Here is a 23542-nt window from a genome sequence, read left to right as displayed (position 1 = left end):
GTTCGCGGTGGCTGAGGTCGAGGTCCTGCGCGCGAGCGTGCTGGCCGGGCTGGGCGAGGACGGGGCCGGCAGCGGGGTCGACGTCGTGGGCCGGGTGTGCCGGGCCTGTGTGCGCTTGCTGCCGGTGGACGGCGCGGCGGTGTCGGTGGTGGCGGGCGCCGGGCACCGCGAGATCGTCTACGCCAGTGACGAAGTGAGCACGGCGTTGGCGGAGTTGCAGTTCTCCCTCGGTGAAGGACCGTGTTTCGAGGCACAGACCGCGGGCGGGCCGGTCCTGGTACCGGATCTGGCCGCCGGGCCCCCGGCAGGGTGGCCGGTGTTCGCCGCCGAGGCCGCGGCGCTCCCGGTGGCCGCGGTGTTCACGTTCCCGGTGCAGATCGGGGCGGTGCGGGTGGCGACCCTCGACACCTATCGCACGACGCCGGGGTCGCTGACCGCCGGCGAGCTGTCGATGGCGTTGCAGGTGGCCGACGTCGCGGCGCTCGCGTTGTCCGGGTTGCGCGACGGAGGCGGCCGCTGGCTGGACGGGGACGGGCGGTGGATGGAAAGCGCGGGGATGCGGAACCGGGAGGTGCACCAGGCCACCGGGATGCTGATCGCGCACCTGGACCTGCCCGCCTCGGCCGCGCTGGCCCGGTTGCGGGCGCACGCGTTCGGCCACGGACGTCCCCTGCTGGAGGTCGCGGCCGACATCGTCGCCGGCCGGCTGCGATTGGCCGAGGAGTTCCGGCGGGGACACCATGAATCAGCCGACGATTCAGGAGATGGTGGTCATGCCCGACCGTGAACGACAGGTGACCCGGGCGTTCGTGGCGCTGGCGGACACGCTGGTCGACGACTACGACGTCGCCGACCTGCTGCACACGCTGGTGCAGCAGTGCGTGGAACTGCTCGACGTCGCGGCGGCCGGGCTGACGCTGGCCGACGAGCGGGGCGGCCTGCAGGTGCTGGCGTCTTCCACCGAGCAGGCGCGCCTGCTGGAGCTGTTCCAGCTCGACATCGACGAGGGTCCGGGCGTCGAGTGCTTCACCACCAGCGCACCGGTCCTGGTGGCCGATATCGCCGCGGCGGCGGCGCGCTGGCCGCGGTTTGCGGCCGAGGCGGCCGAGGAGGGGTTCGCGTCGGTGCACGCGGTGCCGATGCGGCTGCGCCGGCAGACGATCGGGGCGCTGAACCTCTTCGGGCAGCGGCCGGGGGAACTGTCGGCCGACGACATCGCGCTGGCGCAGGGTCTGGCCGACACCGCGACCATCGGCATCCTCCACGAACGAGCCTTCCGCCAGGGGGAGATCCTGTCCGAGCAGCTGCAGACCGCGCTGAACAGTCGGGTGATCATCGAACAGGCCAAGGGCGTGCTGGCCGTCAGCGGGCAGCTGGGCATGGACGCGGCGTTCACGGCCTTGCGCGCCTACGCCCGCCGCAACAACCTCCGGCTCGGCGACGTGGCCCGCGCCCTGGCCGACCGGAACCTCACCCCCGCGGTCGTGCTGGCCTCGTCGACGGTGCGCCACCCGCGCTGAAAAATCCTTTGTGGACCGTCGAGCGAAAGGGTGCCGAACGGTCCGGTTGTGGTGACCAACGGCCCTCACGTCCGTGGACGTGGTGCGGTCATGCTGGGAGACGGCCGAGCGGCTTCGACTCCCAGGAGTGCCCATGCGGTTCCGTGATCGCCGGGAGGCGGGCGAGCGACTGGCCCTCCGCCTGCGCCAGCTGCGTGGCGACCGCGCCGTGGTCCTCGGGCTGTCCGAGGGCGGGCTCGTGGTCGCCGCCGAGATCGCCGACGTCCTCGGGGCGCCGCTGGACATCCTGCTCACCTCCCGGATCGAGGCCGCCGGACCGCCTCCGGTGCTGCTCGGTGCCGTCGGTGAGGGCGGCCTGGTCGTCTGGGACCACGGCGCGATCCGCCGGTTCGACATCTCGACGGACGGGCTCGCCCGGCTCGTCGACGGGGCGCGGGGCCGCTTGGCCCGGCAGGTGGCCGGCTACCGGCGCGAGGTCGCGCCGGTGCCGATCGCCGGCCGGACGGTCGTGCTCGCCGACGACGGCGCCGCGACCGGTACGACCGCGCACACGGCCGTCCGCGTCCTGCGCGCCCGCCAGGTGCGCCGGATCGTGCTGGCTGTCCCGGTCGCCCCGGCACCCGTCCTCGACCGGCTCGCCCGCGAGGTCGAGCAGTTCGTCTGCCTGCGTCCGCTGCCCTGGCTGCACGCGGTCCGCAACAGCTACCGGAAGTTCCCGGCGGTCGACGGCGCCGCGGCGCTCGAACTGCTGCACCGCGAACCCCGCCTGCCGACCGAGGTTCCGCGGTGACGTCCACAGTGGACGACCACGTTCAGCTCGGCAGGCGCACGGCGATCTCGTCACCCAGGGTGGCGCCGCTGGCCAGGTCGAGGTGGTCGCCGCTCCAGAAGCGGCCCGGGTCGTACCAGTTCGGCCGGCGGCCCGGGGGCAGCAGGCCCATGGCTTCGTAGGTCAGCGCGACGATCTCGGCGCAGTAACCGGACTCGAGGCCGGCGTCCCGGGCGGTGTCCCGCTTCCGGGGCGGCAGCCGTCCGCCGAGCCAGCGGGACGCGAGGCGCGCGGTGGAGGGGAACGGTGTGCCGTCGAGCCGCGCGACCGTGCGCAGGGCGGCGTCCTCCATCTCCGCGGTGACCGGGTGGTCGAGCTGGCGCAGCCAGACCCGCTGGTGGTACCGCTCGGCCCAGACGAGCACGGCCTGGCGCAGGTCGTGCAGCTGGGCGCCGCGGTGGTGGCTGCCCGACCAGACGTCCGGCAGCGAGCGGCCGAGCTCCGCGTGCCACATCAGCGGCGGCAGGTCCTCGATCACCACGGCCATGCCGACGTGGTTGACCGGGCTGTTCGTGACGACGCGGATCGTGCGGTCGGCCGCGGAGCGGCCCCGGAACAGCCACAGGTCGCCCGTGCGCGTCACGGCCACGGCTTCGTCGAGATCGAGCTCGGTCCCCGGCACGCCAAGTAGCCTAGGCCCATGCGCTGGTGGAAGACACTGGGACTGGCCGGGCTCGTCGGGGTCGCCGCGACCGGGGTGGTGATTGCGCGCCAGGAACGACGGCGGCGGGCCTACACCCCCGACGAGATCCGGGAACGCCTGCACGCCCGCCTCGCCGCCACGCCACCGGGGCGGGAAACGGACTGAGCCGGCTACCGGCCGACCGGTTCCGCCGGGGCTGGGATCCGGCCGCCTTCTCCCTCCTGGCGCTGCACTGCCGTGTCCTCGCCGAGCGCGGCGAGCAGCGTGTCGGCGGTATCGACGTTGCCCCGCCGCGCCGCGGTGAGCAACGCGTGGTGCGCGAGGTCCGGATCGGCGCCCGGCGGGATCACCAGCAGCGTCAGCCGGCGGCGCGCGCCGAGCCCGATCACGGTCAGGGTGGCGGCGTGCTGCGACCGAAACCCCTCGAGCCGGACGTCGCCGTGCTCGTCCCCGGACCGCAGCCGGCGTCGGACGGGCGGCCAGGCCGCGAGGTGGTAGGTGACCCGTTCGATCCGGCCCAGCCGGGCGGTCAGGGCGGGAAGCAGCGACGGCAGTTCGGCGGCCAGGTCCGGGGACCGGGGCCACCAGGCGCCGTCGACCCAGCCGGTGGCGGGTGCTTCCGGCTTGAGCCGCAGCCGCGGCGCGTGCCGGTGGGGTTCTTCGGCCGCCTGGGCGACGCGCATGGCGTGGGTGGTGTGCGGGACCGACTTCATGCCGGTGCTCCCGTCCCCGGCCGGAGGGCACCGGCCGGACTTGGGGCCGAGAACGACGCGGGCTTGAGCACCGGCGTGCGAAATGCTCTCGGACGTCTTCGATCCTGCTTCGGAGAAGCGGTGTTCCGTTCCGCGGGGCCGGTCGCGGGTCCACAGTGCCCTGTCCTTTTCGCACAGGACACTGCGGAGTTCCGGGGCGGCCGGCGGGTGAGGGGCTCAGCCGGAGAGCTTCACCTGGTTGCCGGCCGCGGTCACGCCACGGGCGAACCACGCGGTCTGCTCGGCCGGACGGCGTCCGGCCGGGTGAGGACGGCGCCGGTCAGGGTGCCCCGGCCGTCGTCGAGGCACTGCCGTCGGCGCTGACGGCGATGCCTTCGGCATTGACACTGGGAGTCCAGGCGAGCTCGTCGGTGGCGGCCGTCTTCAGGTGGTGATCGGGCCGGTGCGGGAGCTGTGTCATGCCTCCACGGTGGTCCGCCCGTGCCGCGCCGCCTAGAGTCGCGGGACCCTTGTCCGGGGGTCGTTCGGCGCGGCGGGCGTAGGCTCGTGTGGTGGATGACAGCCCGCAGCGCGCTCTGCCCGTCATCACGGTCTTCCTGGTCGACGACCACGAACTCGTGCGGCGCGGGGTCGCCGAACTCGTCGGCGACGAACCCGACCTGACGGTCGTCGGGCAGGCCTCGTCGGTGGCCGAAGCCCTGGCCAGGGTGCCCGCGCTGCGCCCGGACGTGGCGGTGCTGGACGTCCGGCTCCCCGACGGCAGCGGCGTGCAGCTGTGCCGCGACCTGCGCGCGGCGCTACCCGGTCTGCGGTGCCTGATGCTCACCTCCTTCACGGACGAGGGTTCGATGGTCGCCGCGGTGCTGGCCGGCGCCGAAGGGTATGTGATCAAGGACGTCAAGGGGCTGCAGCTGGTCGACGCGATCCGTCGGGTGGGGTCGGGTGAGACGCTGCTGGACGGCCGGGCAGTGGCCGCGCTGGTGGCCGAGCTGCGTGCGAAGACGGGGGCACCGGGTCCGCTGGCGGGGTTGAGCGAGCAGGAGCTGGTGCTGCTGGACCTGCTGGGGGAGAGCCTCACCAATCGGGAGATCGCCGAGCGGATGTTCCTGGCCGAGAAGACCGTCAAGAACTACGTGTCCCGGCTGCTGGCGAAGCTCGGGCTGGAGCGGCGGTCGCAGGCGGCGGTCCTGGTCACCGGGATCCACGGCGGGCAACGGCGTCCAGGCGGTTAACGACCGAACGGGTGCGCGTCGCTGATGACGACGTCTTCGAGCTGCGTCCGCTCGAGGGACGGCACGGCGGTGCCGTGGCCGAGGCGCAGCATGATCTGCGGCCAGAGCCCGCCGCCGAGCAGCCCGCGAAGTTCACGCCGGGTCGCCGGAATCGCCATCGCCCGGGTGGAGAGCGCCGCCGACAGCCCGGCGGCCGTGGCGGTGAGCAGGATCCGCTGCAGGGCCTGGCCGGCCTGGAGCCGGGCCAGGGTGGTGTCGCGCAGCGTGCCGATGACCACGACCAGCCGGCCGGGGTCGACGTCGAGGTCGGTTCCGCCGCCGGGACCGGGCGTGGCCGGCGGGACTTCCGTGCGGCGCATGATGGTGCGCAGCTGGGGCACCTGGTCGTCGGTGATGGTGGCCAGCCAGGCGCGTTCCACTTCGGCGGCCCGCCGGAGCTGCCGCTGCACGGCGTCGGGGATGACGGCGGCGGTGAACGGGCGCCGGTTGCTCTGCCGGTCGGCGATGGCCGCCACGAGTGCCCGGTCTTCCGGGGCGATCGTCTCGTAGCCGTTCGGCCGCACCACGGCGAGCAGGTCGGGCCGGTCCGCGGTGGGGAACAGGCGCGTATCGGCGTGGCTGCCCTGCGCCTTGATCGCCAGCCGGAGGTTCAGCAGGGCGGCTCCGCAGTCGAGGAGCCGGTCCCGCTGCCGGCTGTCGGTGCCGGTGGTGAGGGAATCCGAATACAGCTCGACGGCGTCCGGCGTGCACTGGAACCGCCACGGCCGCGCGTTCAACAGGGGCGGCGGCGCCGTGGCCGCGAGGAGCACGGATCGCATCTGGCTCGCGTTGAGATGCCCGACGGGCATGACACCGGTCTTCATGGACGGCTCCGCTCTCCGCGATCCTGGCTTGCGTCTCCACCGTTCGCCCGGGCGGCGGTCCGGCCAAGTGCCGAACGGCCTTCACCCGGCGGCGATGGTCGTCGGTTGCGAACCCGGTCCGGTTCACGCCGGATCCCGCCGCGGACCGGGCAGCTGTGTCACTGTGGAGCCATGCCCGCGGAACCGACGTCGGGCCGGGACCGGATGGACGCGCTGCCGGCGGCGGTCCTCGCCTTCTCCGCCGGTCTGGAGCTCGAGACCACGCTGCGCCGGATCGTCGCCGCGGCCACCGCGCTGGTCGGCGCCCGGTACGGCACGCTGGCCCTGCTCGACGAAGACGGCCGGACCACCGGGTTCGCCGCGGCCGGCGTCGACGACGGCACCCCGGTGCCGGCCGTCCTCGACGTCCCGCTCCTGGTCCGGGGCGCAGTCCTCGGCCGGCTGTCCCTCGGCGGCGAGCGGCCATTCACCGCCGACGACGAACGGGCGATCGACGCGCTGGCGGCGGCGGCCGGGATCGCGGTGGACAACGCACGGCTCTACGAGGAGAGCCGGGGCAGGCAACGGTGGCTGGAAGCCACCGGGGAGATCTCCGCCGAACTGCTGGGCGGCACCGAGGTCCGCGAGGTGCTGCGCCTGGTGGCGACCCGGGCCGCCGAGCTGACCGGCGCCGACCACGCCCTCATCGCGCTGCCGGAGTCGCCCGGTGGAGCGCTCGCCGTCACGGTGTGCGCCGGCCCCGACGCCGAGGTGCTGACCGGCCGCCGGATCCCGCTCGACGGGTCGACTTCGGGCGCCGTACTGCGTGACCACGTCCCGCGCAGCGTGCCGAGCCTGGCCTACGGCCTGGGTGTGGGCCTCGGGCCGGCGCTGGTGGTGCGCTTGCGCTCCGGCGAGTCCACCGCGGGCGTGCTCGTGGCGATCCGCGCTCCCGGCGCGGCGCTGTTCGACGAGCACGAACTGCAGCTGGTGTCCGCCTTCGCCGACCAGGCCGCGCTGGCGCTGCGGGACGCCGAAAGCCAGGCCGCCCGCCGCGAGCTGGACGTGGCGGTGGACCGGGACCGGATCGCCCGAGACCTGCACGACCACGTCATCCAGCGGCTGTTCGCGGTCGGCCTGGGGATCGAGGGCACCCGCCGCCGGGCGGACTCGCCAGCGGTCACCGCCCGGCTCACCCGGCACATCGACCAGCTCCAGGACGTCATCGAGGAGATCCGCAGCGCGATCTTCGCCCTGCACGGCCGGCCGGGAGCCGGCCGTGGCCTGCGGGCGCGCCTGCAGGACGCGGTCACCGACGGATGCGCCGACTCCGCCATCCGCACCACGGTCCGGCTGTCGGGAGCGTTCGACCGGGTGCCCGTCGGGCTGGCCGAACACGCCGAGGCGGTGGTGCGCGAAGCGGTCAGCAACGTCGTGCGGCACGCGCGTGCGGCGGAGCTGGCGGTCACCGTGTCCCTGGAGGAGGAGCTGGTCGTCGAGGTCTCGGACACCGGGATCGGGATGCCGGAAGCCGTGGCGCGCAGCGGGCTGCGCAACCTCGCGCAGCGTGCCGCGGAGGCGGGCGGGTCGTTGCGGCTCGAACGCCCGGACGGCGGCGGCACGTGTCTCACGTGGACGGTTCCGGTGCCGTGAGGCGCCGGTGCGGGTGTTCCGGCGAGCGGTGCTGGAAGGACAGGATCGCGGGGTTGCGGATCGTGCCGTCCCGGACTTCGATGGCGCGCCACACGGTTTCCTGATCGTCCCATGTGGAGTGTCCGGAAAGGACTGTACGCAGGTGGGGGAGCAGGGCTTCGCTGATCTCCCAGGTCGCGGAGTTCCACAGGTAGGACGGGCTGTGGTCGACGGCGTAGTAGGTGATGCCGTCGCCCACCGGGAAGGTCGGCCGGGTGAACGTGGTGGGTCGCGCCCAGCTGAAGCCCATGCCTTCGTCGCAGGAGACGTCGACGATCAGGCTGCCCGGGGCGAACGCGGCGAGGTCGTCCTCGATGAGGAAGGTCAGCGGCGCGTCGGTGTCCTGCAGCACGCAGTTGACGACGATGTCGTGCTCGGCGAGGAACCCGGCCAGCGGCACCCGGCCGTGGGCGGTGTGCGCGTGGCTGCGCCGGGGGTCGCCGGGGTTGTTCTTGTCGTGGTCGAAGTGGACCATCGTCGCAGAGTGGATCGGTGAGGCGACCGCGCTGAGGCCGCGGGCGGTGAGGACTTCGACGTCGTGGATGCCGTGGGCGTTCAGCGCGGTCACCGAGCCGCGTGCGGTCGCGCCGAAGCCGATCACCACCGCCCGCAGCCGGCGGCCGTAGTCGCCGGTCGAGCCGATCAGCTGCAGGGCGTGCAGGACCGAGCAGTAGCCGGCCAGTTCGTTGTTCTTGTGGAAGACGTGCAGCCCGAACGAGCCGTCACGCCGCCAGTGGTTCATCGCTTCGAAGGCGATCACGGTCAGCTGCCGGTCGATGGCCAGCTGGGTCAGCTCGGCGTCCTGCACGCAGTGCGGCCAGCCCCACAGCACCTGGCCCGGCCGGAGTCCGGCGACGTCTTCCCGCACCGGTTTGGCCAGCAGGACGACGTCGCACTCGGCGATGAGCTGTTCTCGCGTGCGCAGTCCCGCGACAGTGTTCGCCAGGTGTTCGTCGGGCACGCCGAAGGGTTCGCCGTAGCCGTGTTCGAGGTAGATGCGGTCCCGGAGATCGGCGTCGATCCGGTCGAGGTGGTGCGGGTGGATCGGCAGCCGCCGTTCGTTCTCTTTCCGAGAGTGCGCGACGACGCCGAGACTGAGCTGGTCCACGAGGGCCCCTTTGCTAGGACCCAGTCTTAACACACCCGGATCGGCCGTCGTGTACGCTGGGTGTTGTCCGAGAGCATTTCGTGCGCAAGTGGTCGAACCTGCGCCGTCCTCGGCCCCAATCCGGCGCTGCCAGCGGCCGGGGGCGGGAGCAACCGGCCTGCCGTCGGACCCCAAAACCACTCTCACCGAAGTGTGGCCGCGCTGAAGCCCGGGCACGTCGACTGGTTGCCCCGCATCGGTGCCCTGTCCGTCGCCCGGCCGTCGCCGCTCGCGTACCCGACGCCGCCCTCCGGCGGCACACCCGAAAGGAACTTCCGATCAGTACTCCCACCATGGACAGCTCGTTGTTCAGCCATCCCATCGCGGAGCAGCCTCGTCCCGGAACGCTCACCACACCGCAGGACAGCCGGTACGGGAGCTTGTTCCGCCAGCCGGTGTACACCCCGGCCCCTGCCACCGAAGACGAGGGCGAACACGCCCCGCGCCGTCGACCTGCCGCACCCGGCAACCGGGCGCACGACCCGTCCGGCCGCCGCACCCGCCGCTGACATCGGAAGAAGGTCAGACATGGACTTCGTGTCCCGTTACGAACAGCGAGTGAACCTCGTGGAGAACACGGTGAAGGAGAACTCGCCGCTGTCCGCCGAAGAAGCCCGCGCACTGGCGATCCGGCTGCTGCGGACGCTCGAAGAGATCCCCGAGAAGATGCGGTGACCGCACCGCGGTAGCCGGTGGTACCGCAGGAATCACCGAGACCAGGTCATGGTGACACTGGTGCCCTCGGTTCCCTTGTCGATCGTGGCGTGGTCGGCCAGCGTGTGGATCAGCGGGAGGCCACGGCCGTGCAGCACACCGTGGCGCGCGGCGGGTTGCCACCGGCCGTGGTCGGCGACGGTCACGGTGAGCCTCTGGTCGCGGCTGCGGGCGAGCAGCGAAAAGGTGCCGAGCTGCCCGGGGTAGGCGTGCACGACGACGTTGGCCATGGCCTCGTAGACCGCCAGCTGCAGTTCGGGAATCCGATCGGGACGCAGGCCGGCACGGGCGGCCCAGGCGGCGATCTCCTTACGCAAGAGGGCGAGCTGCGCCGGGTTCGCCGGTGCGGCGGGATGGCAAAGATCCGAGACGTCGGATTCGCTCGCGGCGGAGCCGGGAATGCTTTCGTCACCGGAATCGCCGGCTGGGGCACTCGGGGTGGGCATCGCGGATCAGCTGGCCGGGTAGGGCGTGCCCGGAGCGGGGACAGCGCCCTCCGTTATCGGCGCCATGTGTCCTTCTTCCGCGAGTGAGGCTGGTGCTTAGCTGCCCTTGGTCGGGATACCCAGCGATTCACTGTTCAAACGTCTGTGACCCACGGCTCGACAACAGCGTGGGCCGCTGCCGTGGCTGGGTGGAGTTCAGCCCGTGGGCGATGCTGAAGTCACAGATCAGGGGGCTGCCCGCCCCCGCTGGCCCGCGTGCTGCCCCGGATGACCGCCCGTGAGGCCGTCGGCGTCGAGCGGGACGGTGGCCGGCCCGGTGACCCGCGCGGGCGGCAGCGAACGGCAAGCAGCCGCTGGGCGCTGCCGGCCTGGATGGTCAGCTCAGGGGCATCGGCGGGAGACCACCACGGCGGGACCCGGCCGCAGTGGGCCGGGCATGGGATGGATCTCCGCGGGCGAGCAGGAACACCGGACACCGGCTACGCCCGTGTGCGAATACCGGCACTATGGTTCACCCTGGCGGCGGATGGGCATTTCTGCTCGTCGAGCAGGAAGGGGCGATGACCATGTCGCGCGCGGTGCTGGACGCGATCGCCGCCGACCCGGCGTTCGAGGCGACGGCGGCCCCGTACCTGGTGCTCGACCCGGACCTGCGGATCCACGCCGCGAACGCCGCCTACACCGAGGCGACCCTGACCGCGGCTACCGAGCTGGCCGGCACGTACCTGTTCGACGCCTTCCCGGACAACCCCGCCGACGCGGAAGCCGACGGTGTCGCCAACCTGTCCGGTTCGCTGGAACGGGTGCTGCGCCGCGGCCGCCGTGACTACATGGGGCTGCAACGCTACGACGTCCCCGACCCCGAGGACCGGTCCCGGTTCGTGCCGAAGGTGTGGGCGCCGCTGAACGTGCCGCCGCGGGACGCCGACGGACGGATCACGGGAATCCTGCACCACGTCGAGGACGTCACGGACCTCGACGCGGCGCTCGCCTGCGGCGGACCGGAAGGCTGGTCGCCGGACGAACCCCGCCGGTTATACGAGGTCATGCAGCTCGCGACGCGGTTGCGCCACGCCCACGGCGAGGTGCGGCGGGAGAACCGGCATCTGCGCGAGGCGCTGCGCACCCGCGGCGTCATCGAGCAGGCGAAGGGTGTCCTGATCGGTCAACGCGGCTGCGGCCCCGACGAGGCGTTCGCGATCCTCGTACGGCTGTCCCAGGACACCAACACCAAGCTCTACGACGTCGCTCAAGCCCTGCTGGACAGCGTCATCCGCGGGGACTAGCCGCGCCCTCGGCCGGACGAGCTCAGGAGCAGACCGCGGACGCTGGATGGCCCGACGCGATTTCGCTTAAGACCGGGGACGATGCAGTCGCCGGTTACGTGAGGTCGTCGGCGCGCCGGCGATCGGCGCTTGCCGCGGATCGGTGGCCGGCGGCCTTGCGACGGTGTTCCTGCGCGGCAGCGCCGTGGCCGTGGGCGGCCTCTTCGTGTCGCTCGGCGGCGCGATCGTGCGCTTGTGCCGCGCGTCGCAGGGCGGTCTGCAGGCGGGCACGCGCGGCCCGTTCCCGCTGCTGCGCCGCCTGGAGCGCAGAATCCGCCCTCTGCTTCCCAGCGTCGGCGTCGCCGGAACGCCGGCGGGCGGCGAGGTCTGCTCGCCGCCGGCGGAGGTCGCCCACGCGCTCCGCGGCGAGGCGCGCGGCCTCCGCGGCGACCGCGCCAGGATCGACCGAGGCGTCCACCCGACGACGATCCCACGTTTCCCGGCGCGGTGTCAGCAGCCGGGGCGAACGCGGTGCGACCTGGGCTTTGCCGCCGGGCGCACTGACACGTCTGCCCTGTTCGCGGCGAGTTACCCGGGTATTTACCGGCGAGTAGGAGTCGGGTGGGAGACATCCGGCCGAAGGGAGCACCATGACCAGCGCAGCACGCCCGGCCGGACCCGTGGGCGGGCAGCCCGTTCCCGCGAACGCGGCTCCGGCAGGCCCGCCGGCGAGGGATCTCGGTACGGCGGCTTCCGGACACGCCACGGGCGCAGAGACAAGCGTTGCGCTACATCACGTTCCTCGCGACCGACTCGCTCGCGAGCACGGCCTGGGAAGCAGCTCAACGGGGGAAGTTCCGCTGCGGCGGTCAACGCGGGTCGATGACCCGGTGCGAGCGGCGTTCCAGTTCCTTCGGGTCGCGGCCGAGCGTGCTGCTCCAGTGATGAGCACCGGCGCACAAACGCCGGGCGCGGTCCCGCTTCCGCTCAGCGAAGGCTTGGGGGGAGACCTGCGAGCGGAAGCGGGAGACTGAGGCCGGTACGGGGGTCGCCTCGCGGCGAAAGGCACTACACGGCTCCTGCGTGACCGGTATTCCGTGAAGGCAAGGGGTGAGGCCCGGGGACACCGCCGTACCGACACCCAGTACAACGCCGCGCCGTCACCGGTGTTCCCGGGCCGGGCCGCCCGTCCCCGTGACCTCCATCGCGTTTCGGACTTCGGCCGCTCGCGCGGAGTGCCTTGGCGGCCGCGTGGCTCGACCTGGTCTCCGGCCGGGCAGGGCTCGCAACTCCGGCGGCAAGAATCCTCCTCGCAGAAGGTGAAGGGCGCGCCCAGCACTTTGCCGGTGTACCGCCCGCTCCGCCGCCAACCAGCCGGACGGGGCACCAGGACGAACGCGCTCTCCGGCCGCGCGGAATGCGCCGCGGTGAGATGGTCCACGCCGCGGTCACCGGGGGTGGTCGCCGACGCCTTCGCCGCGCGGTTCGGCCCGTTGCGTCGCCGGCACGGGTGAACCTGGGACCACGGACGGCGGCCGTGGCCGTTTGGTCGCGGGCCCGCCGGGTACGGCGGTGGCTTGGCAGTCCGACGATCGAGGAGGTCGCTGTGGACCAGGATCAGGTAAGTGCCGTGCTGGCGACGGAAGGCCCGTTCGCGTCGGTGTTCCTCGAGGATTCGCACGACACCGAGGACGCGGGACGGCAGCTCGACCTGAAGCTGCGGGAGATCGCCGGGCGGCTGGGCGAGCAGGGCGTGGCCGAGGCGACGGCCGAGGCGGTCGTGAGCGCGATCCGGGACGGTGAGCGGCCGGTGGGCCGGGGAGGCCGCGGGGTGGTGGCCGCCGGTGGGCGTGTCCTGCTGGACCGGCGGCTCGCGGATGCGCCGCCGGCCCAGGTCGCCCGCGTCTCGGCGCTGCCCTATCTGCTGCCGTTTCTCTCGCACGGTTCGGCGGAGATCCCCTACCTGCTGGTGACCGTGGACAACCGGGGCGCGGATCTGGTGACCTACGACCGCGAGGGCCGGGAGGTCGCCACCGAGACGGTGACGGGTGAGGACGCGCCGCTGCACAAGGTGCGCGGCGGTGGGATGGCGCACCGCAACATGCAGGCCAACGTCGAGGAAACCCGCAGCCACAACCTGGAGGACGTCGCCGAGCGGGTCGCGGCGGTGCACCCGGGGCTGGTGCTGCTGGTGGGTGAGCAGCAGGCGCGCCGGGCGCTGCACGCGAAGCTGCCGGAGGCGGTCCAGGACGTCACCCGCGAACTGGAGGCCGGCAGCCGGGCGGCGGGGTCCTCGCGGGAGGACCTGGAGCAGGAGATCCGGACCGTGCTGGCCGATCAGCGGCTGAAGGAGCTGGACGAGCTCGCGGAGCGGTTCCGCATCGGGCTGGGCCGGGAGGACGGGCTCGCGGCGACCGGGCTCGCCGAGGTCGTCCGGGCGCTGGCCGAGGCCAAGGTGGACACGTTGCTGATCGGCGATCCCGGCGACGCCGAAGTCTGGGTCGGCCGCGACGCCGGCGAGATCGCGCTCGACCGCGGCGGGTTGACGGCCTTCGGGGTCGAAGACGGCCGGAAGCAGCGCGCGGACGAAGCACTGCCGTGGGCGGCGTTCGTCTCGGGCGCGTCGGTGACGGTCATGGACGAGCGGGTCGACCTGAAGGAGGGGATCGGCGCTCTCCTGCGGCACACCTGATCGTCCGGCCGGCTCAGTCCGGCGGCTCCTCGTGGGGCGGCGCCTGCCCCCGGACCTTCCTGTCCCAGCGGGTGCGGCAGGCCTACGAAAGCCTGGCCCAGCCGTGGCGACTGGCTGCCGAGCCGGCGATCGTCCCGGCGTCGGTGGTGGCGCTCCGGCGCGGCGTACTCGGTCGGTGCCTGGCCGCGGCTGTGCTGCCGGCGGAGGTGGGCATGGACGTCGCGGTACCGGGTACAGGTCACCGAAACGACCCTTGAGGAGGCGGGTATGACCGAGGACCAGCACAGCCGGGAAACCGCGGAGCAACACCCCGGCCCGGAAGAACAGCGGGGGCAGGAACAGCCACACCCGGGTTCGGGTGAAGCCATGGACCCCGCACCGGATCACGGTGAGGAGTCCTACCGCGGCAGCGGACGGCTCGAGGGGCGCCGGGCGGTGATCACCGGCGGCGATTCCGGGATCGGCCGGGCGGTGGCGATCGCGTTCGCCCGGGAGGGCGCGGACCTGGTGCTGTCGTACCTGAAGGAGGAGCAGGGCGACGCCGAGCGCACGGCGGAGCTGGTGCGCGAGGCGGGCCGGCGGGTGGTGCTGGTGCCCGGGGACGTCCGCGACGAGCAGCACTGCGCGAAGATCATCGAGACGGCGGTGTCCGAACTCGGCGGCATCGACGTGCTGGTGAACAACGCCGCCTACCAGATGGCGCAGGAGGAGGGGCTGCTCGGGATTTCGACCGAGCAGTTCGACCGGGTGCTGAAGACCAACCTGTACGCGATGTTCTGGTTGTGCAAGGCAGCCGTGCCGCACATGGACCGGGGGTCGGCGATCATCAACACCTCGTCGATCCAGGCGTTCCAGCCGTCGCCGGAGCTGCTGGACTACGCCACGACCAAGGCGGGGATCGTGAACTTCACCAAGGGGCTGGCGCAGGACCTGGCCGAGAAGGGGATCCGGGTGAACTCGGTGGCGCCGGGTCCGGTGTGGACGCCGCTGATCCCGGCCACCATGCCCGAGGAGAAGGTGGACTCCTTCGGCGAGCAGACCCCGATGGGCCGGGCCGGGCAGCCGGCCGAGCTCGCTCCGGCGTTCGTGTTCTTCGCGTCGCAGGAGTCCAGCTACGTCACCGGCGAGGTCCTCGGTGTCACGGGCGGCCAGCCGCTGACCTGACCGGGAACCGCTTCCGCTCGGCGAAGGGTGGGGGAGACCTGCGAGCGGAAGCGGTGGCTGAAGAGCCGGTACGGGGGTCGCCTCTCGGCGAGTGGCGCGACCCGGCTCCGGGGTGAACCGGTGGTCCGGGAGGGCGGAAGGGGTGAGGCCCGGGGGACTCCGCCGTACCGACATCCGTTACAACGTCCGGCGGGGCGCGGTGTTCCCCGCTGACGACGCCGGCCGGCGTGACGTGCGTCGCTCACGAGTCTCGGTGGCGTTCGCCGGCCGGGGCGAGGGCGCGCTCGTCGGCCCAGGTGGTGAGCACCGGTTCGATCGCCGCATACACGTCGGGGTCCAGGGGGAGGCCGAGGTGGGTGCTGTGGACTTCGACGTGGGTGGCGCAAGGGTCGAGGGAGGATTGCCACGGCACGATCGCGTCGCGGCGGGAGAACACCGACAGCGCGGGGACGTCGGCGGGCAGCGGGGCCGCGAGGGCGGCCACGTTGTCGTCGCGGCAGCGGCCGGTGAGGCAGTCGGCGGTCAGGAGCCCGGGCAGCCCGGCGGCGGAGAGCCGGGTGAGCAGGCGGGCGGCGCCGAGGACGACGGGGTGGGCGCCGAGCGGGTCCACTCGGGCTCATGGTTCCTCCGCGCGGATCGGCGACCGTCAGCCGCGCATACCCCGGCCCGTTCCCGACAACCCCCACGATCCTGGCGTTGTTTCCGCCGGGCGGCCGCGGGTACTTGCGGCGGATGGCAGGAAGACGCGACGAACTCCAGCGGATCGCGGCGGAGAACTTCGGCTGGTCGCAGCTGACCGGCGAGCAGCTGGCCGCGATGGAGCACGTGATGGCCGGCCACGACGTGCTGGCCGTGCTGCCCACCGGGGCCGGCAAGTCCGCGATCTACCAGGTGCCCGCCCTGCTGCTGGACGGCCCGACCCTGGTGGTCTCGCCGCTGATCGCGCTGCAGAACGACCAGATCGAGGGCATCGAGGAGAGCCGTGCCCCGGCCGCGGTCGCGCTGAACTCAGCGCAACGCGCGGCCGAGCGCAAGCACGCCTGGGAGGCGCTGCTGACGGGTCAGGCCGAGTACCTGTTCCTGTCTCCGGAGCAGCTGGCCTCCGACGAGGTGCTCGACGCGGTCGCCGAGCTGGGGGTCTCGTTGTTCGTGGTGGACGAAGCGCACTGCGTCTCGGCGTGGGGCCACGACTTCCGGCCGGACTACCTGCGCCTGGCGCCGGTGATCGACCGGCTCGGGCACCCGCGGGTGATCGCGCTGACGGCGACCGCGGCGCTGCCGGTCCGCACCGACATCGTCGCCCGGCTGGGGCTGCGCGACCACCGGGAGGTGCTCGCGAGCTTCGACCGGCCCAACCTGCGCCTCGGCGTCGACCCGCTGCCGAACGACGACGACCGGCACCAGGCCGTGATCACCCGGACGCGCGCGCTCACCGCGGACCCCGCCACCCGCCCCGGGCTGGTGTACGTCACCAGCCGCAAGGACGCCGAAACCTACGCCCAAGAGCTCGCCGCGGAGGGCGTCCGCGTGGCGGCCTACCACGCTGGGATGAAGGCGGCCGACCGCGAACGGGTCCACGAGCGGTTCTCCGGCGGCGACCTCGACGTGGTGGTGGCCACCTCGGCGTTCGGCATGGGGATCGACAAGGCCGACCTGCGGTTCGCGCTGCACGCGGCGGCACCCGAGTCTCTCGACACGTACTACCAGCAGATCGGCCGCGCCGGCCGGGACGGGGAACCGGCGGAAATCACGCTCTACCACCGGCCGCGCGACCTGGGCCGGCAGAAGTTCCTCACCGCGGCGAAGGCGCCCGAGCAGGCGCTGGCCGAGGTCGCCACCACCCTCGCCGGACACGACGAGCCCCTGAAGCCCGCCGAGCTCGGCAAGCAGGTGGACGTCTCGGCCGCCCAGCGCACGCGGGCGGTGAACCTGCTGGAGCAGACGGGGGCGGTCGGCGTCACCGCCGACGGCCGCCTCGAATACCAGGACGCCGAGGTGGACCCGGGCGAGGCCGTCGAACGGGGTGTCGAGGTTGCCGAAGCCCATCAGCGGCTGATCCGGTCGCGGATCGAGATGATGCGCGGCTACGCCGAGACCACCGGGTGCCGCCGTCAATTCCTCCTGGGCTACTTCGGCGAGCAGCTGGAGCAACCGTGCGGCAACTGCGACACGTGCATCGCCGGCACCGCCGAAGCGGCGTCATCCGACAGTGTCACCTTTCCGGTCAACAGCGGGGTCGAGCACGCGGAGTGGGGCCGCGGCGTCGTGATGTCCGCGGACGGCGACACGGTGGTCGTCGTGTTCGACGACCACGGCTACAAGACGCTGTCGGCGCCCGCGGTTCTCGAGCACGGCCTGCTCACCGCGGTCGACGGGGATTGACCGGCGGCCGCGCGGGTAGCCGGAGGCCATGACGGACGACGGCGGACCGGCCGGCAGTCCGCGAACGAAGGCGGTGCGCGATGACCGACTACCTGGCCGTCTACCTGCGCGACCAGCTCGCCCTCGGCGTCACCTGGCGGGCTCTGGCGCGTCGCGCCCGCGACAACAACAAGGGTACCGAGCTCGGTGCGGCGTTGGCGGAGGTCGCCGACGGGATCGCGGAGGACGTGCGCACGTTCGAGGCGATCATGCGCACGCTCGGGGTGCGGCCCAACCGGGCCAAGCTCGTCCTGGCGGCGGCCGGGGAGCGGTTGGGGCGGCTCAAGCGCAACGGCCGGTGGGTGTCGTACTCGCCGTTGAGCCGGTTCGTGGAGCTGGAGGGGCTCGCGATGGGGATCGAGGGCAAGAAGATCCTGTGGCACACGCTGGGCGAGCTGGCCGGGTTGCGGGAACGGCTGCCGGGTACGGACTTCGACGAGCTGCTCGCTCGCGCCGCCCGGCAGCGGCAGACCTTGGAGCCGTTCCGGCGTGAGGCCGGTATGCGAGCGTTCGCAGCAAGGACGTGACCTTCGGCCGCGGCCGGTGGTCACGGCCGCGGTCGCCACCGGGTCCAGGACCGGCGGTCCGTGCGCTCACCGGTCGCGGCGGCGCAGCGGTGGCACCGGAGCAGCCGCTGGTCGGTCGTGTCGGCCAGCCAGCGGGCGTCCGGCCACCGCACGTGCGGGAAGCGCCGCAACCCGGCCTTGCGCAACGGGATCCCGCACAGGGTCTGGTTGGTGCCGATCCGCCAGGCGTGCACGGACCCGCGGGGTGCGCGCACGCCTTCCTCGTCGAGCCACTGGTCCGATGCGGCCACGGCCGGGTCGCGGCGGCCGGCCATTCAGGGCCGGCCGCGCTTGGGGGTCTGCCCGGCGACGCCGTGCCGCAGCGGGGTGGTCCCGTCGGCCGACGTCGCTTCGCCGACGGGTGAGCCGGCGGCGGTGTCGCTCGACGGCGGCGCGGCCGCGGGATCCCCGGGAGCCGGCTCGGCCCCGTGTTCGAGTTCGTCGAGGCGGGCGCGCAGAACCTGCAGCACTGGTACCCGCTGGCCGTGCCGGTCCTCGTGCTCGACGAGGGTCCGGAGCTGTCCTTCGTCCAGGGAGCGGATGCGGTGGCGCAGCGCGCCGAGCGGGGTCTGGTCGTAGTCGGGCAGGGGCAGTTCGGTCATCGTCGTTCCTTTCACCGGCCGCGGGGGTCGTCGGTTTCGCCCTGGTCGTCGGGCTGGGTGGCACTGGCGGCGACTTCGAACGGGGATGGCGCGTCTTTCGGGTGGCCCTTGGTGATGTGCGCTTCGGCCCGCATCCGCTCGATCATGTGCGGGTAGTGCAGTTCGAACGCGGGGCGCTCGGAGCGGATGCGGGGCAGCTCGAGGAAGTTGTGCCGCGGCGGCGGGCTGGTGGTCGCCCATTCGAGCGAGTTGCCGTAACCCCAGGGGTCGTCCACGTCCACCGGTTCGCCGTAGCGATAGGTCTTCACGACGTTCCAGATGAACGGCAGCACCGACAGGCCCAGCAGGAACGCGCCGATGGTGGAGACTGTGTGCATCCAGGTGAAGTTGTCGCTGGAGAGGTAGTCGGCGTAGCGGCGGGGCATGCCCGCGTCGCCGAGCCAGTGCTGGATGAGGAAGGTGGTGTGGAAGCCGATGAAGGTGGTCCAGAAGTGCCATTTGGCGAGTCCTTCGTCGAGCATCCGGCCGGTGATCTTGGGGAACCAGAAGTAGATGCCGGCGAAGGTGGCGAAGACGATGGTGCCGAAGAGTACGTAGTGGAAGTGGGCGACGACGAAGTAGCTGTCGTGGACGTGGAAGTCCAGCGGTGGTGAGGCGAGGATGACCCCGGTAAGCCCGCCGAGGAGGAAGGTGACGAGGAACCCGACCGACCACAGCATCGGTGATTCGAAGCTCAGCTGCCCTTTCCACATGGTGCCGATCCAGTTGAAGAACTTGATCCCGGTCGGCACGGCGATCAGGAACGTCATGAAGGAGAAGAAGGGCAGCAGGACCGCCCCGGTGGCGAACATGTGGTGGGCCCACACGGCCACCGAGAGTGCGGTGATCCCGATGGTGGCGAACACCATCGTCTTGTAGCCGAAGAGGGGTTTGCGGCTGAAGACGGGAATGATTTCGGTGACGATCCCGAAGTAGGGCAGGGCGACCACGTAGACCTCGGGGTGGCCGAAGAACCAGAAGAGGTGCTGCCACAGGATCGCGCCGCCGTTTTCGGGGTCGAACACGTGCGCGCCGAGGTGCCGGTCGGCCAGCAGCGCGAACAGCGCGGCGGTGAGGATCGGGAAGGCGAGCAGGATCAGCACCGAGGTGAACAGGATGTTCCAGGTGAAGATCGGCATCCGCCACATGAGCATCCCGGGGCAGCGCAGGCACACCACGGTCGTGATCATGTTGACCGCGCCGAGGATGGTGCCGAGCCCGGTGACGATGAGGCCGGCGATCCAGAGGTCGCCGCCGACGCCGGGGGAGTGGATGGCGTTGGACAGTGGGGTGTAGGCGGTCCAGCCGAAGTCGGGTGGGCCGCCGGGGGTGGCGTAGGCGGAGAGGACGACCAGGCCGCCGAAGAGGTAGAGCCAGTAGGAGAAGGCGTTGAGCCGGGGGAAGGCGACGTCGGGTGAGCCGATCTGCAGGGGCAGGACGAAGTTGGCGAAGCCGAAGAGGTTGGGGGTGGCGTAGAGCAGCAGCATGATCGTGCCGTGCATGGTGAAGAGCTGGTTGTACTGCTCCGGGGAGAGGAACTGCAGGCCGGGGCGGGCCAGTTCGCCCCGCATGAGCAACGCTGTCAGGCCGCCGATCAGGAAGAAGGCGAACGACGTGGTCAGGTAGAGCACGCCGATGGTCTTGTGGTCGGTGGTCCGGATCGTCTTGAGGATCGCCGAGCCGCGTGGGGCGCGCCAGGCCGGGCGATGCGGAATCGGCGTCGGCCGGGCGACGGTGTCGGTCACGGGAGTCCCTCCGGGAAGGTCGGCGTCAGTCGCACGTACCCGAGCCGGCCGCCGATACACCGGTATCACGGGGTTGATCCCCGCGCGTGCCGGGTAGCCGGGCCCCGATGCGCGGCGGAGGAGCGGCGATGGACCGGCTGAGTCACGAGGCGCGGCGGTTGCGGGCGATCGAACGCGGCCTGCTGGCCACCGACGCGCCTTGGGTGCGAGAGGTGTTCGGCGAAGTCACCCGGCCCCGCCGCCGGAGCTGGCTGGTCCTGTGCGCGGTACTGGACGTGCTCGCGGTGGGCCTGGTCGTGCTCGGCGTGGTCGCGGTGCTCCCGCTGGCGTTCGCCGGGTTCGTGCTGATGAACGTGGCGGCCTGCGCACACCTCGAACGCGCGCGGCGGCGACCGGTTCGCGGTGCCCGCGCAACGCCGCGCGATCAGGCCTGACGGCGGTCAGGACCGGACGCCCTGGGCGACGAAGCGTTCGACGCCTTCCCCGACAACTCCGCCGACCCCGAGGCCGACGGGGTCGAAACCTGTCCGGCTCGCCAGGCCCACCCGGCAGACCGGATGCACGCACACCCGCGGCAGCTCACCGGGCCCTGCACGCGGTGTCCCGGCTGGGCCAGGCCCACCGGGAGGCGCTGCACGAAAACCGGGAACTGCGCAAAGCCCCGCTCACCTGCGGGGCCATCGAACAGGCCAAGGAATTCTGATCGGGCAACGCGGCCGCACCGGACGACGAAGAACGCCGGGACAGCGAAGCGCGCTGAGGACGCCGTCGGCGGTGGCCACGGGGACCAAGGAGCCCCGGTCGTCGGCTTCGGCCTGCCGCGACCCGGGTAACCGGTATCGATGACGACGTCATGGCGGGAACGGCTGCGCGCAACGGGCGCGGCGGTCACCGGGCGGTTCCGGCGGGCCCGGTGGTCTGTCGCGCAGACCGCGGTCGCGGTCGGTGTCTCCTGGTTCATCGCGCACGACCTGCTCGGCCACCCGCAACCCTTCTTCGCGCCGATCGCGGCCGCCGTCTCGCTGTCGGCCAGCGACATCCTGCGGGGCCAGCGGGCGCTGCAGCTGATGAGCGGGGTGGCGCTGGGGATCTTGCTGGGCACCGGGGTGGAAGCGCTGGCCGGTACGAGCGCTCCGGCGTTCGCGCTGGCCGCGCTCCTGGCGGTGTACGGCGCCTTGGCCTTCGGCGGCGGCCCGTTCGACCAGGGCCTGATGTTCGTCAACCAGACGGCGGCGTCGGCGATCTTGATCCTCGCGCTGCACCGGCCGGGATCCGGGACCGAACGACTGGTGGACGCGCTGATCGGTGGTGGCGTCGTGGTGGTGATCGGGGTGCTGCTGGTGCCCGCCGACCCGCACCGGCTGCTCGGGAAAGCCACCGGCGACCTGTTCGCCGAATTGCGCGACGCGTTGTGCGGCCTCCGGCTCGACGGCCCGCCGTCGGCCGCCGACGACGACCGGGAACTGGCGGCCGGCCAGCGGATCCACGCGCGGCTGGCCGCACTCGACCAGGCACGGGGGACCGCCAGGCAGGTGGTGCTCGTCGCTCCGCGTCGCTGGAAGGCGCGGGCGAGCGTCCACCGCGTCATCTCCCGCAGCCGGCACTTGACGTTGCTGGCCAACGCGGTCCTCACCCTGGTCCGCGTCACCCGGGCCGCCGTCGATGCGGGAGAGGGACTGCCGCGTCCGCTGGGGGAGGCGATCGCCGAACTCGCGCGGGCCTGCGACGTCCTGGCGACCGGCGGCAGCCGGGATCGCGCGGTCGCGGCGGCCACGCGAGCACGGGACCTCCTCGACCCGGCGCGGCACGCCGGTCCCGGCTACCGCGGCGTCGCGGTGTATGCGGTACGGGCCTGCGCACGCGACCTGGTGGCCGCCGTCGGAACGTGACGGGGATTCCTCGTCAAGACGCGAGCGCGATGGCGGCGTCGGGTTCGACGACCCGGAAGCTGAAGCTTTCCTCCAGGTAGAGCGTGACCGTCTCGGCGCTGGGACTACTTCTGCTCGGCCGGGGCGCCGTTCATCATCTTGAGCATCGGCAGGCCGCCGGTGCGGGCGAAGCGGACCAGCAGTATCCCGGCGAGCAGCAGGAAAGCGATGTTCAGCCACGTCGTGTAGTTCCACGAAATCCCGCGGTCCAGCGCGGTGGCGTCCCGTGCCGTCGGGGTGAGCCCGGTGACGCCGAAGAGCAGTTCGACGGCGTAGCCGGCCACGACCATCGCGGCGTAGAACGTGCCGAGCAGCACCAGCATCATGCGGACGCCGTAGTACTTCCGGTAGATGTTGAGGATCGGCAGGATGAGCAGGTCGGCGAAGAGGAACGAGACGACGCCGCCGAAGCTGATCCCGCCGTTCCACAGCACCGCCGCCAGCGGAACGTCCCCCACCGAGCAGACGAAGGACAGGATCGCCACCACCGGCCCGATCAGCGGTCCCCACACCGCCGACAGGACGGGGTGGCCTTCGAAGAACAGGGCGTGCCACCACGAGTCCGGCACCCACGCCCCGACCGCGCCGGCGATGAGCAGCCCGGCCACCAGATCGCGCAGGATCGCCGCCCACTCCATGACGAACACGTGGGCCACGGCGGTGAAGCCCTCGCCGGACCCCAGCCGGGACAGGAACGACCCCCCGCGCCGGACGGACATGTCCATGGCCGCGTGGCCTTCCATCGACCCGGCCAGGCCCCGCTCGGCCTGTTCGCGCGCCGCATCGAGCAGCCGTCGCCGCACGAACAGGCGGAACAGCACGGCCAGCGCCACGATCATGAGGGGGCCGCCGACGAACTCGGCGACGGTGAACCGCCACCCCAGCAGCAGAGCGAGGATGACGCCGAGTTCGGCGACGAGGTTGGTGGAGCCGATTTCGAACGCCATCGCCGCGGTGAAGTGCGCGCCCTTGCGGAACAGCGAGCGGGCCAGCGCGACCGCGGCGTAGGAGCACGACGACGAGGCCGCACCCAGTCCGGCGGCGACCGCGAGGGTGCGCGGGCGGTCGTCACCGAGCAGCTCCGCGACGGTTTCCTTGCGCACCACGGCCTGCACGACCGCGGACAGCGCGAAGCCCAGGATCAGGGCCCACAGGATCTCCCAGAGCATCGAGCCCGTCATGGCCAGCGCCCGGCCGATCGCGGTCCACATCGCGTCAGTGCGACCCGGTGACGACGTGGATGACCGCGGCCGTGTCCTCGTCGCCGTGCTCGTCCTCGGTGGTCATGCTTGGGCGGTACCCGGTTCCGGCGCGCCGAAACTCATTCTCGTGCGGCATGGGT

The 23542-nt window shown here is 72.3% G+C and carries 28 protein-coding genes; 15 read left to right on the top strand and 13 right to left on the bottom strand.

Annotation, left to right across the window (positions count from 1 at the left end; all coding sequences use genetic code 11):
* The first annotated feature begins 7 nt into the window (after positions 1–7).
* The 3 genes from ACWEGE_RS05405 (at position 8) to ACWEGE_RS05395 (ending at position 2310) form a co-directional block, all read left to right on the top strand.
* Complete coding sequence (locus ACWEGE_RS05405) at positions 8–787, top strand: GAF domain-containing protein (RefSeq protein ID WP_449659197.1); 780 nt, start codon at positions 8–10, stop codon at positions 785–787.
* A complete protein-coding gene (locus tag ACWEGE_RS05400) occupies positions 774–1520 on the top strand; it encodes a GAF and ANTAR domain-containing protein (protein WP_449659196.1) in 747 nt (248 codons plus the stop codon). Before ACWEGE_RS05405 ends, ACWEGE_RS05400 begins: the two co-directional genes overlap by 14 nt.
* 133 nt (positions 1521–1653) lie before the next feature.
* The gene (locus ACWEGE_RS05395) at positions 1654–2310 is read left to right on the top strand and encodes a phosphoribosyltransferase (protein ID WP_449659195.1); all 657 of its coding nucleotides are present in this window, start codon (positions 1654–1656) and stop codon (positions 2308–2310) included.
* 22 nt (positions 2311–2332) lie between these two features.
* On the opposite strand, the gene ACWEGE_RS05390 is transcribed toward ACWEGE_RS05395, so the two are convergent.
* On the bottom strand, positions 2333–2971 hold the full coding sequence (locus ACWEGE_RS05390) for a hypothetical protein (protein ID WP_449659194.1): 639 nt from the start codon (positions 2969–2971) through the stop codon (positions 2333–2335).
* 18 nt (positions 2972–2989) lie between these two features.
* Between ACWEGE_RS05390 and ACWEGE_RS05385 the strand changes: the two genes are divergently transcribed.
* Positions 2990–3157: a hypothetical protein gene (locus ACWEGE_RS05385; protein ID WP_449659193.1), complete on the top strand. Its 168-nt coding sequence runs from the start codon at positions 2990–2992 to the stop codon at positions 3155–3157.
* Positions 3158–3162: 5 nt separating this feature from the next.
* Here the strand turns inward: ACWEGE_RS05385 and ACWEGE_RS05380 are convergent, their stop codons facing one another.
* A complete protein-coding gene (locus tag ACWEGE_RS05380) occupies positions 3163–3705 on the bottom strand; it encodes a DUF5994 family protein (RefSeq protein ID WP_449659192.1) in 543 nt (180 codons plus the stop codon).
* A gap of 319 nt (positions 3706–4024) precedes the next feature.
* Entirely contained in the window at positions 4025–4165 is a 141-nt protein-coding gene (locus ACWEGE_RS05375) for a hypothetical protein (RefSeq protein ID WP_449659191.1), read from the bottom strand.
* A 91-nt stretch (positions 4166–4256) separates the two neighbouring features.
* On the opposite strand from ACWEGE_RS05375, the gene ACWEGE_RS05370 reads away from it, so the two are divergent.
* Positions 4257–4937: a response regulator gene (locus ACWEGE_RS05370; RefSeq protein ID WP_449659190.1), complete on the top strand. Its 681-nt coding sequence runs from the start codon at positions 4257–4259 to the stop codon at positions 4935–4937.
* Here the strand turns inward: ACWEGE_RS05370 and ACWEGE_RS05365 are convergent.
* Positions 4934–5800 (bottom strand): hypothetical protein, encoded by an 867-nt coding sequence (locus ACWEGE_RS05365; RefSeq protein ID WP_449659189.1) that lies wholly within the window; start codon positions 5798–5800, stop codon positions 4934–4936. The two genes, ACWEGE_RS05370 and ACWEGE_RS05365, sit on opposite strands and share 4 nt — an antisense overlap.
* A 171-nt stretch (positions 5801–5971) precedes the next feature.
* Here ACWEGE_RS05365 and ACWEGE_RS05360 point away from each other — a divergent pair, with 171 nt between their 5' ends.
* Complete coding sequence (locus ACWEGE_RS05360) at positions 5972–7432, top strand: GAF domain-containing sensor histidine kinase (protein ID WP_449659188.1); 1461 nt, start codon at positions 5972–5974, stop codon at positions 7430–7432.
* Here ACWEGE_RS05360 and ACWEGE_RS05355 read toward each other — a convergent pair.
* On the bottom strand, positions 7407–8579 hold the full coding sequence (locus tag ACWEGE_RS05355; protein ID WP_449659187.1) for a N(5)-(carboxyethyl)ornithine synthase: 1173 nt from the start codon (positions 8577–8579) through the stop codon (positions 7407–7409). The two genes, ACWEGE_RS05360 and ACWEGE_RS05355, sit on opposite strands and share 26 nt — an antisense overlap.
* A 332-nt stretch (positions 8580–8911) precedes the next feature.
* Between ACWEGE_RS05355 and ACWEGE_RS05350 the strand changes: the two genes are divergently transcribed.
* Positions 8912–9127 carry a hypothetical protein gene (locus ACWEGE_RS05350; RefSeq protein ID WP_449659186.1) on the top strand — a complete coding sequence of 72 codons (216 nt, stop codon included), beginning with the start codon at positions 8912–8914 and terminating at the stop codon, positions 9125–9127.
* 19 nt (positions 9128–9146) lie between these two features.
* Entirely contained in the window at positions 9147–9293 is a 147-nt protein-coding gene (locus ACWEGE_RS05345; protein WP_206796230.1) for a DUF6307 family protein, read from the top strand.
* 32 nt (positions 9294–9325) lie between these two features.
* On the opposite strand, the gene ACWEGE_RS05340 is transcribed toward ACWEGE_RS05345, so the two are convergent.
* The gene (locus ACWEGE_RS05340) at positions 9326–9778 is read right to left on the bottom strand and encodes an ATP-binding protein (protein ID WP_449659185.1); all 453 of its coding nucleotides are present in this window, start codon (positions 9776–9778) and stop codon (positions 9326–9328) included.
* A gap of 560 nt (positions 9779–10338) precedes the next feature.
* Here ACWEGE_RS05340 and ACWEGE_RS05335 point away from each other — a divergent pair.
* A complete protein-coding gene (locus ACWEGE_RS05335; RefSeq protein WP_449659184.1) occupies positions 10339–11064 on the top strand; it encodes an ANTAR domain-containing protein in 726 nt (241 codons plus the stop codon).
* Positions 11065–11158: 94 nt separating this feature from the next.
* On the opposite strand, the gene ACWEGE_RS05330 is transcribed toward ACWEGE_RS05335, so the two are convergent.
* Positions 11159–11521: a hypothetical protein gene (locus ACWEGE_RS05330; RefSeq protein WP_449659183.1), complete on the bottom strand. Its 363-nt coding sequence runs from the start codon at positions 11519–11521 to the stop codon at positions 11159–11161.
* A 1128-nt stretch (positions 11522–12649) separates the two neighbouring features.
* Here ACWEGE_RS05330 and ACWEGE_RS05325 point away from each other — a divergent pair.
* Positions 12650–13735 (top strand): Rv2629 family ribosome hibernation factor, encoded by a 1086-nt coding sequence (locus ACWEGE_RS05325; protein ID WP_449659182.1) that lies wholly within the window; start codon positions 12650–12652, stop codon positions 13733–13735.
* Between the two features lie 267 nt (positions 13736–14002).
* Positions 14003–14899 carry an SDR family oxidoreductase gene (locus ACWEGE_RS05320; RefSeq protein WP_449659181.1) on the top strand — a complete coding sequence of 299 codons (897 nt, stop codon included), beginning with the start codon at positions 14003–14005 and terminating at the stop codon, positions 14897–14899.
* A 241-nt stretch (positions 14900–15140) separates the two neighbouring features.
* Here ACWEGE_RS05320 and ACWEGE_RS05315 read toward each other — a convergent pair whose 3' ends face one another.
* Complete coding sequence (locus tag ACWEGE_RS05315; protein WP_449659180.1) at positions 15141–15509, bottom strand: hypothetical protein; 369 nt, start codon at positions 15507–15509, stop codon at positions 15141–15143.
* Positions 15510–15631: 122 nt separating this feature from the next.
* Between ACWEGE_RS05315 and ACWEGE_RS05310 the strand changes: the two genes are divergently transcribed.
* A complete protein-coding gene (locus tag ACWEGE_RS05310) occupies positions 15632–17281 on the top strand; it encodes a RecQ family ATP-dependent DNA helicase (RefSeq protein WP_449659179.1) in 1650 nt (549 codons plus the stop codon).
* A gap of 80 nt (positions 17282–17361) precedes the next feature.
* A complete protein-coding gene (locus tag ACWEGE_RS05305) occupies positions 17362–17847 on the top strand; it encodes a hypothetical protein (protein ID WP_449659178.1) in 486 nt (161 codons plus the stop codon).
* A gap of 20 nt (positions 17848–17867) precedes the next feature.
* Here the strand turns inward: ACWEGE_RS05305 and ACWEGE_RS05300 are convergent, their stop codons facing one another.
* Genes ACWEGE_RS05300 through ctaD form a run of 3 tightly spaced genes read right to left on the bottom strand, consistent with a single transcriptional unit; the run spans position 17868 to position 20272 of the window.
* Positions 17868–18137, bottom strand: a complete 270-nt coding sequence (locus tag ACWEGE_RS05300) for a hypothetical protein (protein WP_449659177.1) — start codon at positions 18135–18137, stop codon at positions 17868–17870.
* Positions 18138–18161: 24 nt separating this feature from the next.
* Positions 18162–18488: a hypothetical protein gene (locus ACWEGE_RS05295; protein ID WP_449659176.1), complete on the bottom strand. Its 327-nt coding sequence runs from the start codon at positions 18486–18488 to the stop codon at positions 18162–18164.
* Between the two features lie 11 nt (positions 18489–18499).
* Complete coding sequence (gene ctaD / locus ACWEGE_RS05290; protein ID WP_449659175.1) at positions 18500–20272, bottom strand: aa3-type cytochrome oxidase subunit I; 1773 nt, start codon at positions 20270–20272, stop codon at positions 18500–18502.
* 128 nt (positions 20273–20400) lie between these two features.
* Here ctaD and ACWEGE_RS05285 point away from each other — a divergent pair, with 128 nt between their 5' ends.
* Complete coding sequence (locus tag ACWEGE_RS05285; RefSeq protein WP_449659174.1) at positions 20401–20706, top strand: DUF3040 domain-containing protein; 306 nt, start codon at positions 20401–20403, stop codon at positions 20704–20706.
* A 408-nt stretch (positions 20707–21114) separates the two neighbouring features.
* A complete protein-coding gene (locus tag ACWEGE_RS05280; RefSeq protein WP_449659173.1) occupies positions 21115–22161 on the top strand; it encodes an FUSC family protein in 1047 nt (348 codons plus the stop codon).
* A gap of 104 nt (positions 22162–22265) precedes the next feature.
* Here ACWEGE_RS05280 and ACWEGE_RS05275 read toward each other — a convergent pair whose 3' ends face one another.
* Together ACWEGE_RS05275 and ACWEGE_RS05270 are read right to left on the bottom strand one after the other, a co-directional pair.
* Positions 22266–23411 carry a permease gene (locus tag ACWEGE_RS05275; protein WP_449659172.1) on the bottom strand — a complete coding sequence of 382 codons (1146 nt, stop codon included), beginning with the start codon at positions 23409–23411 and terminating at the stop codon, positions 22266–22268.
* Positions 23412–23415: 4 nt separating this feature from the next.
* Positions 23416–23538 (bottom strand): hypothetical protein, encoded by a 123-nt coding sequence (locus ACWEGE_RS05270; protein ID WP_449659171.1) that lies wholly within the window; start codon positions 23536–23538, stop codon positions 23416–23418.
* Positions 23539–23542: the final 4 nt, after the last annotated feature.

This window comes from Amycolatopsis sp. NPDC004747, assembly GCF_053601335.1.
Note: the sequence above shows the minus strand (reverse complement) of the source record. Positions and strands in the feature narration are given on the sequence as shown.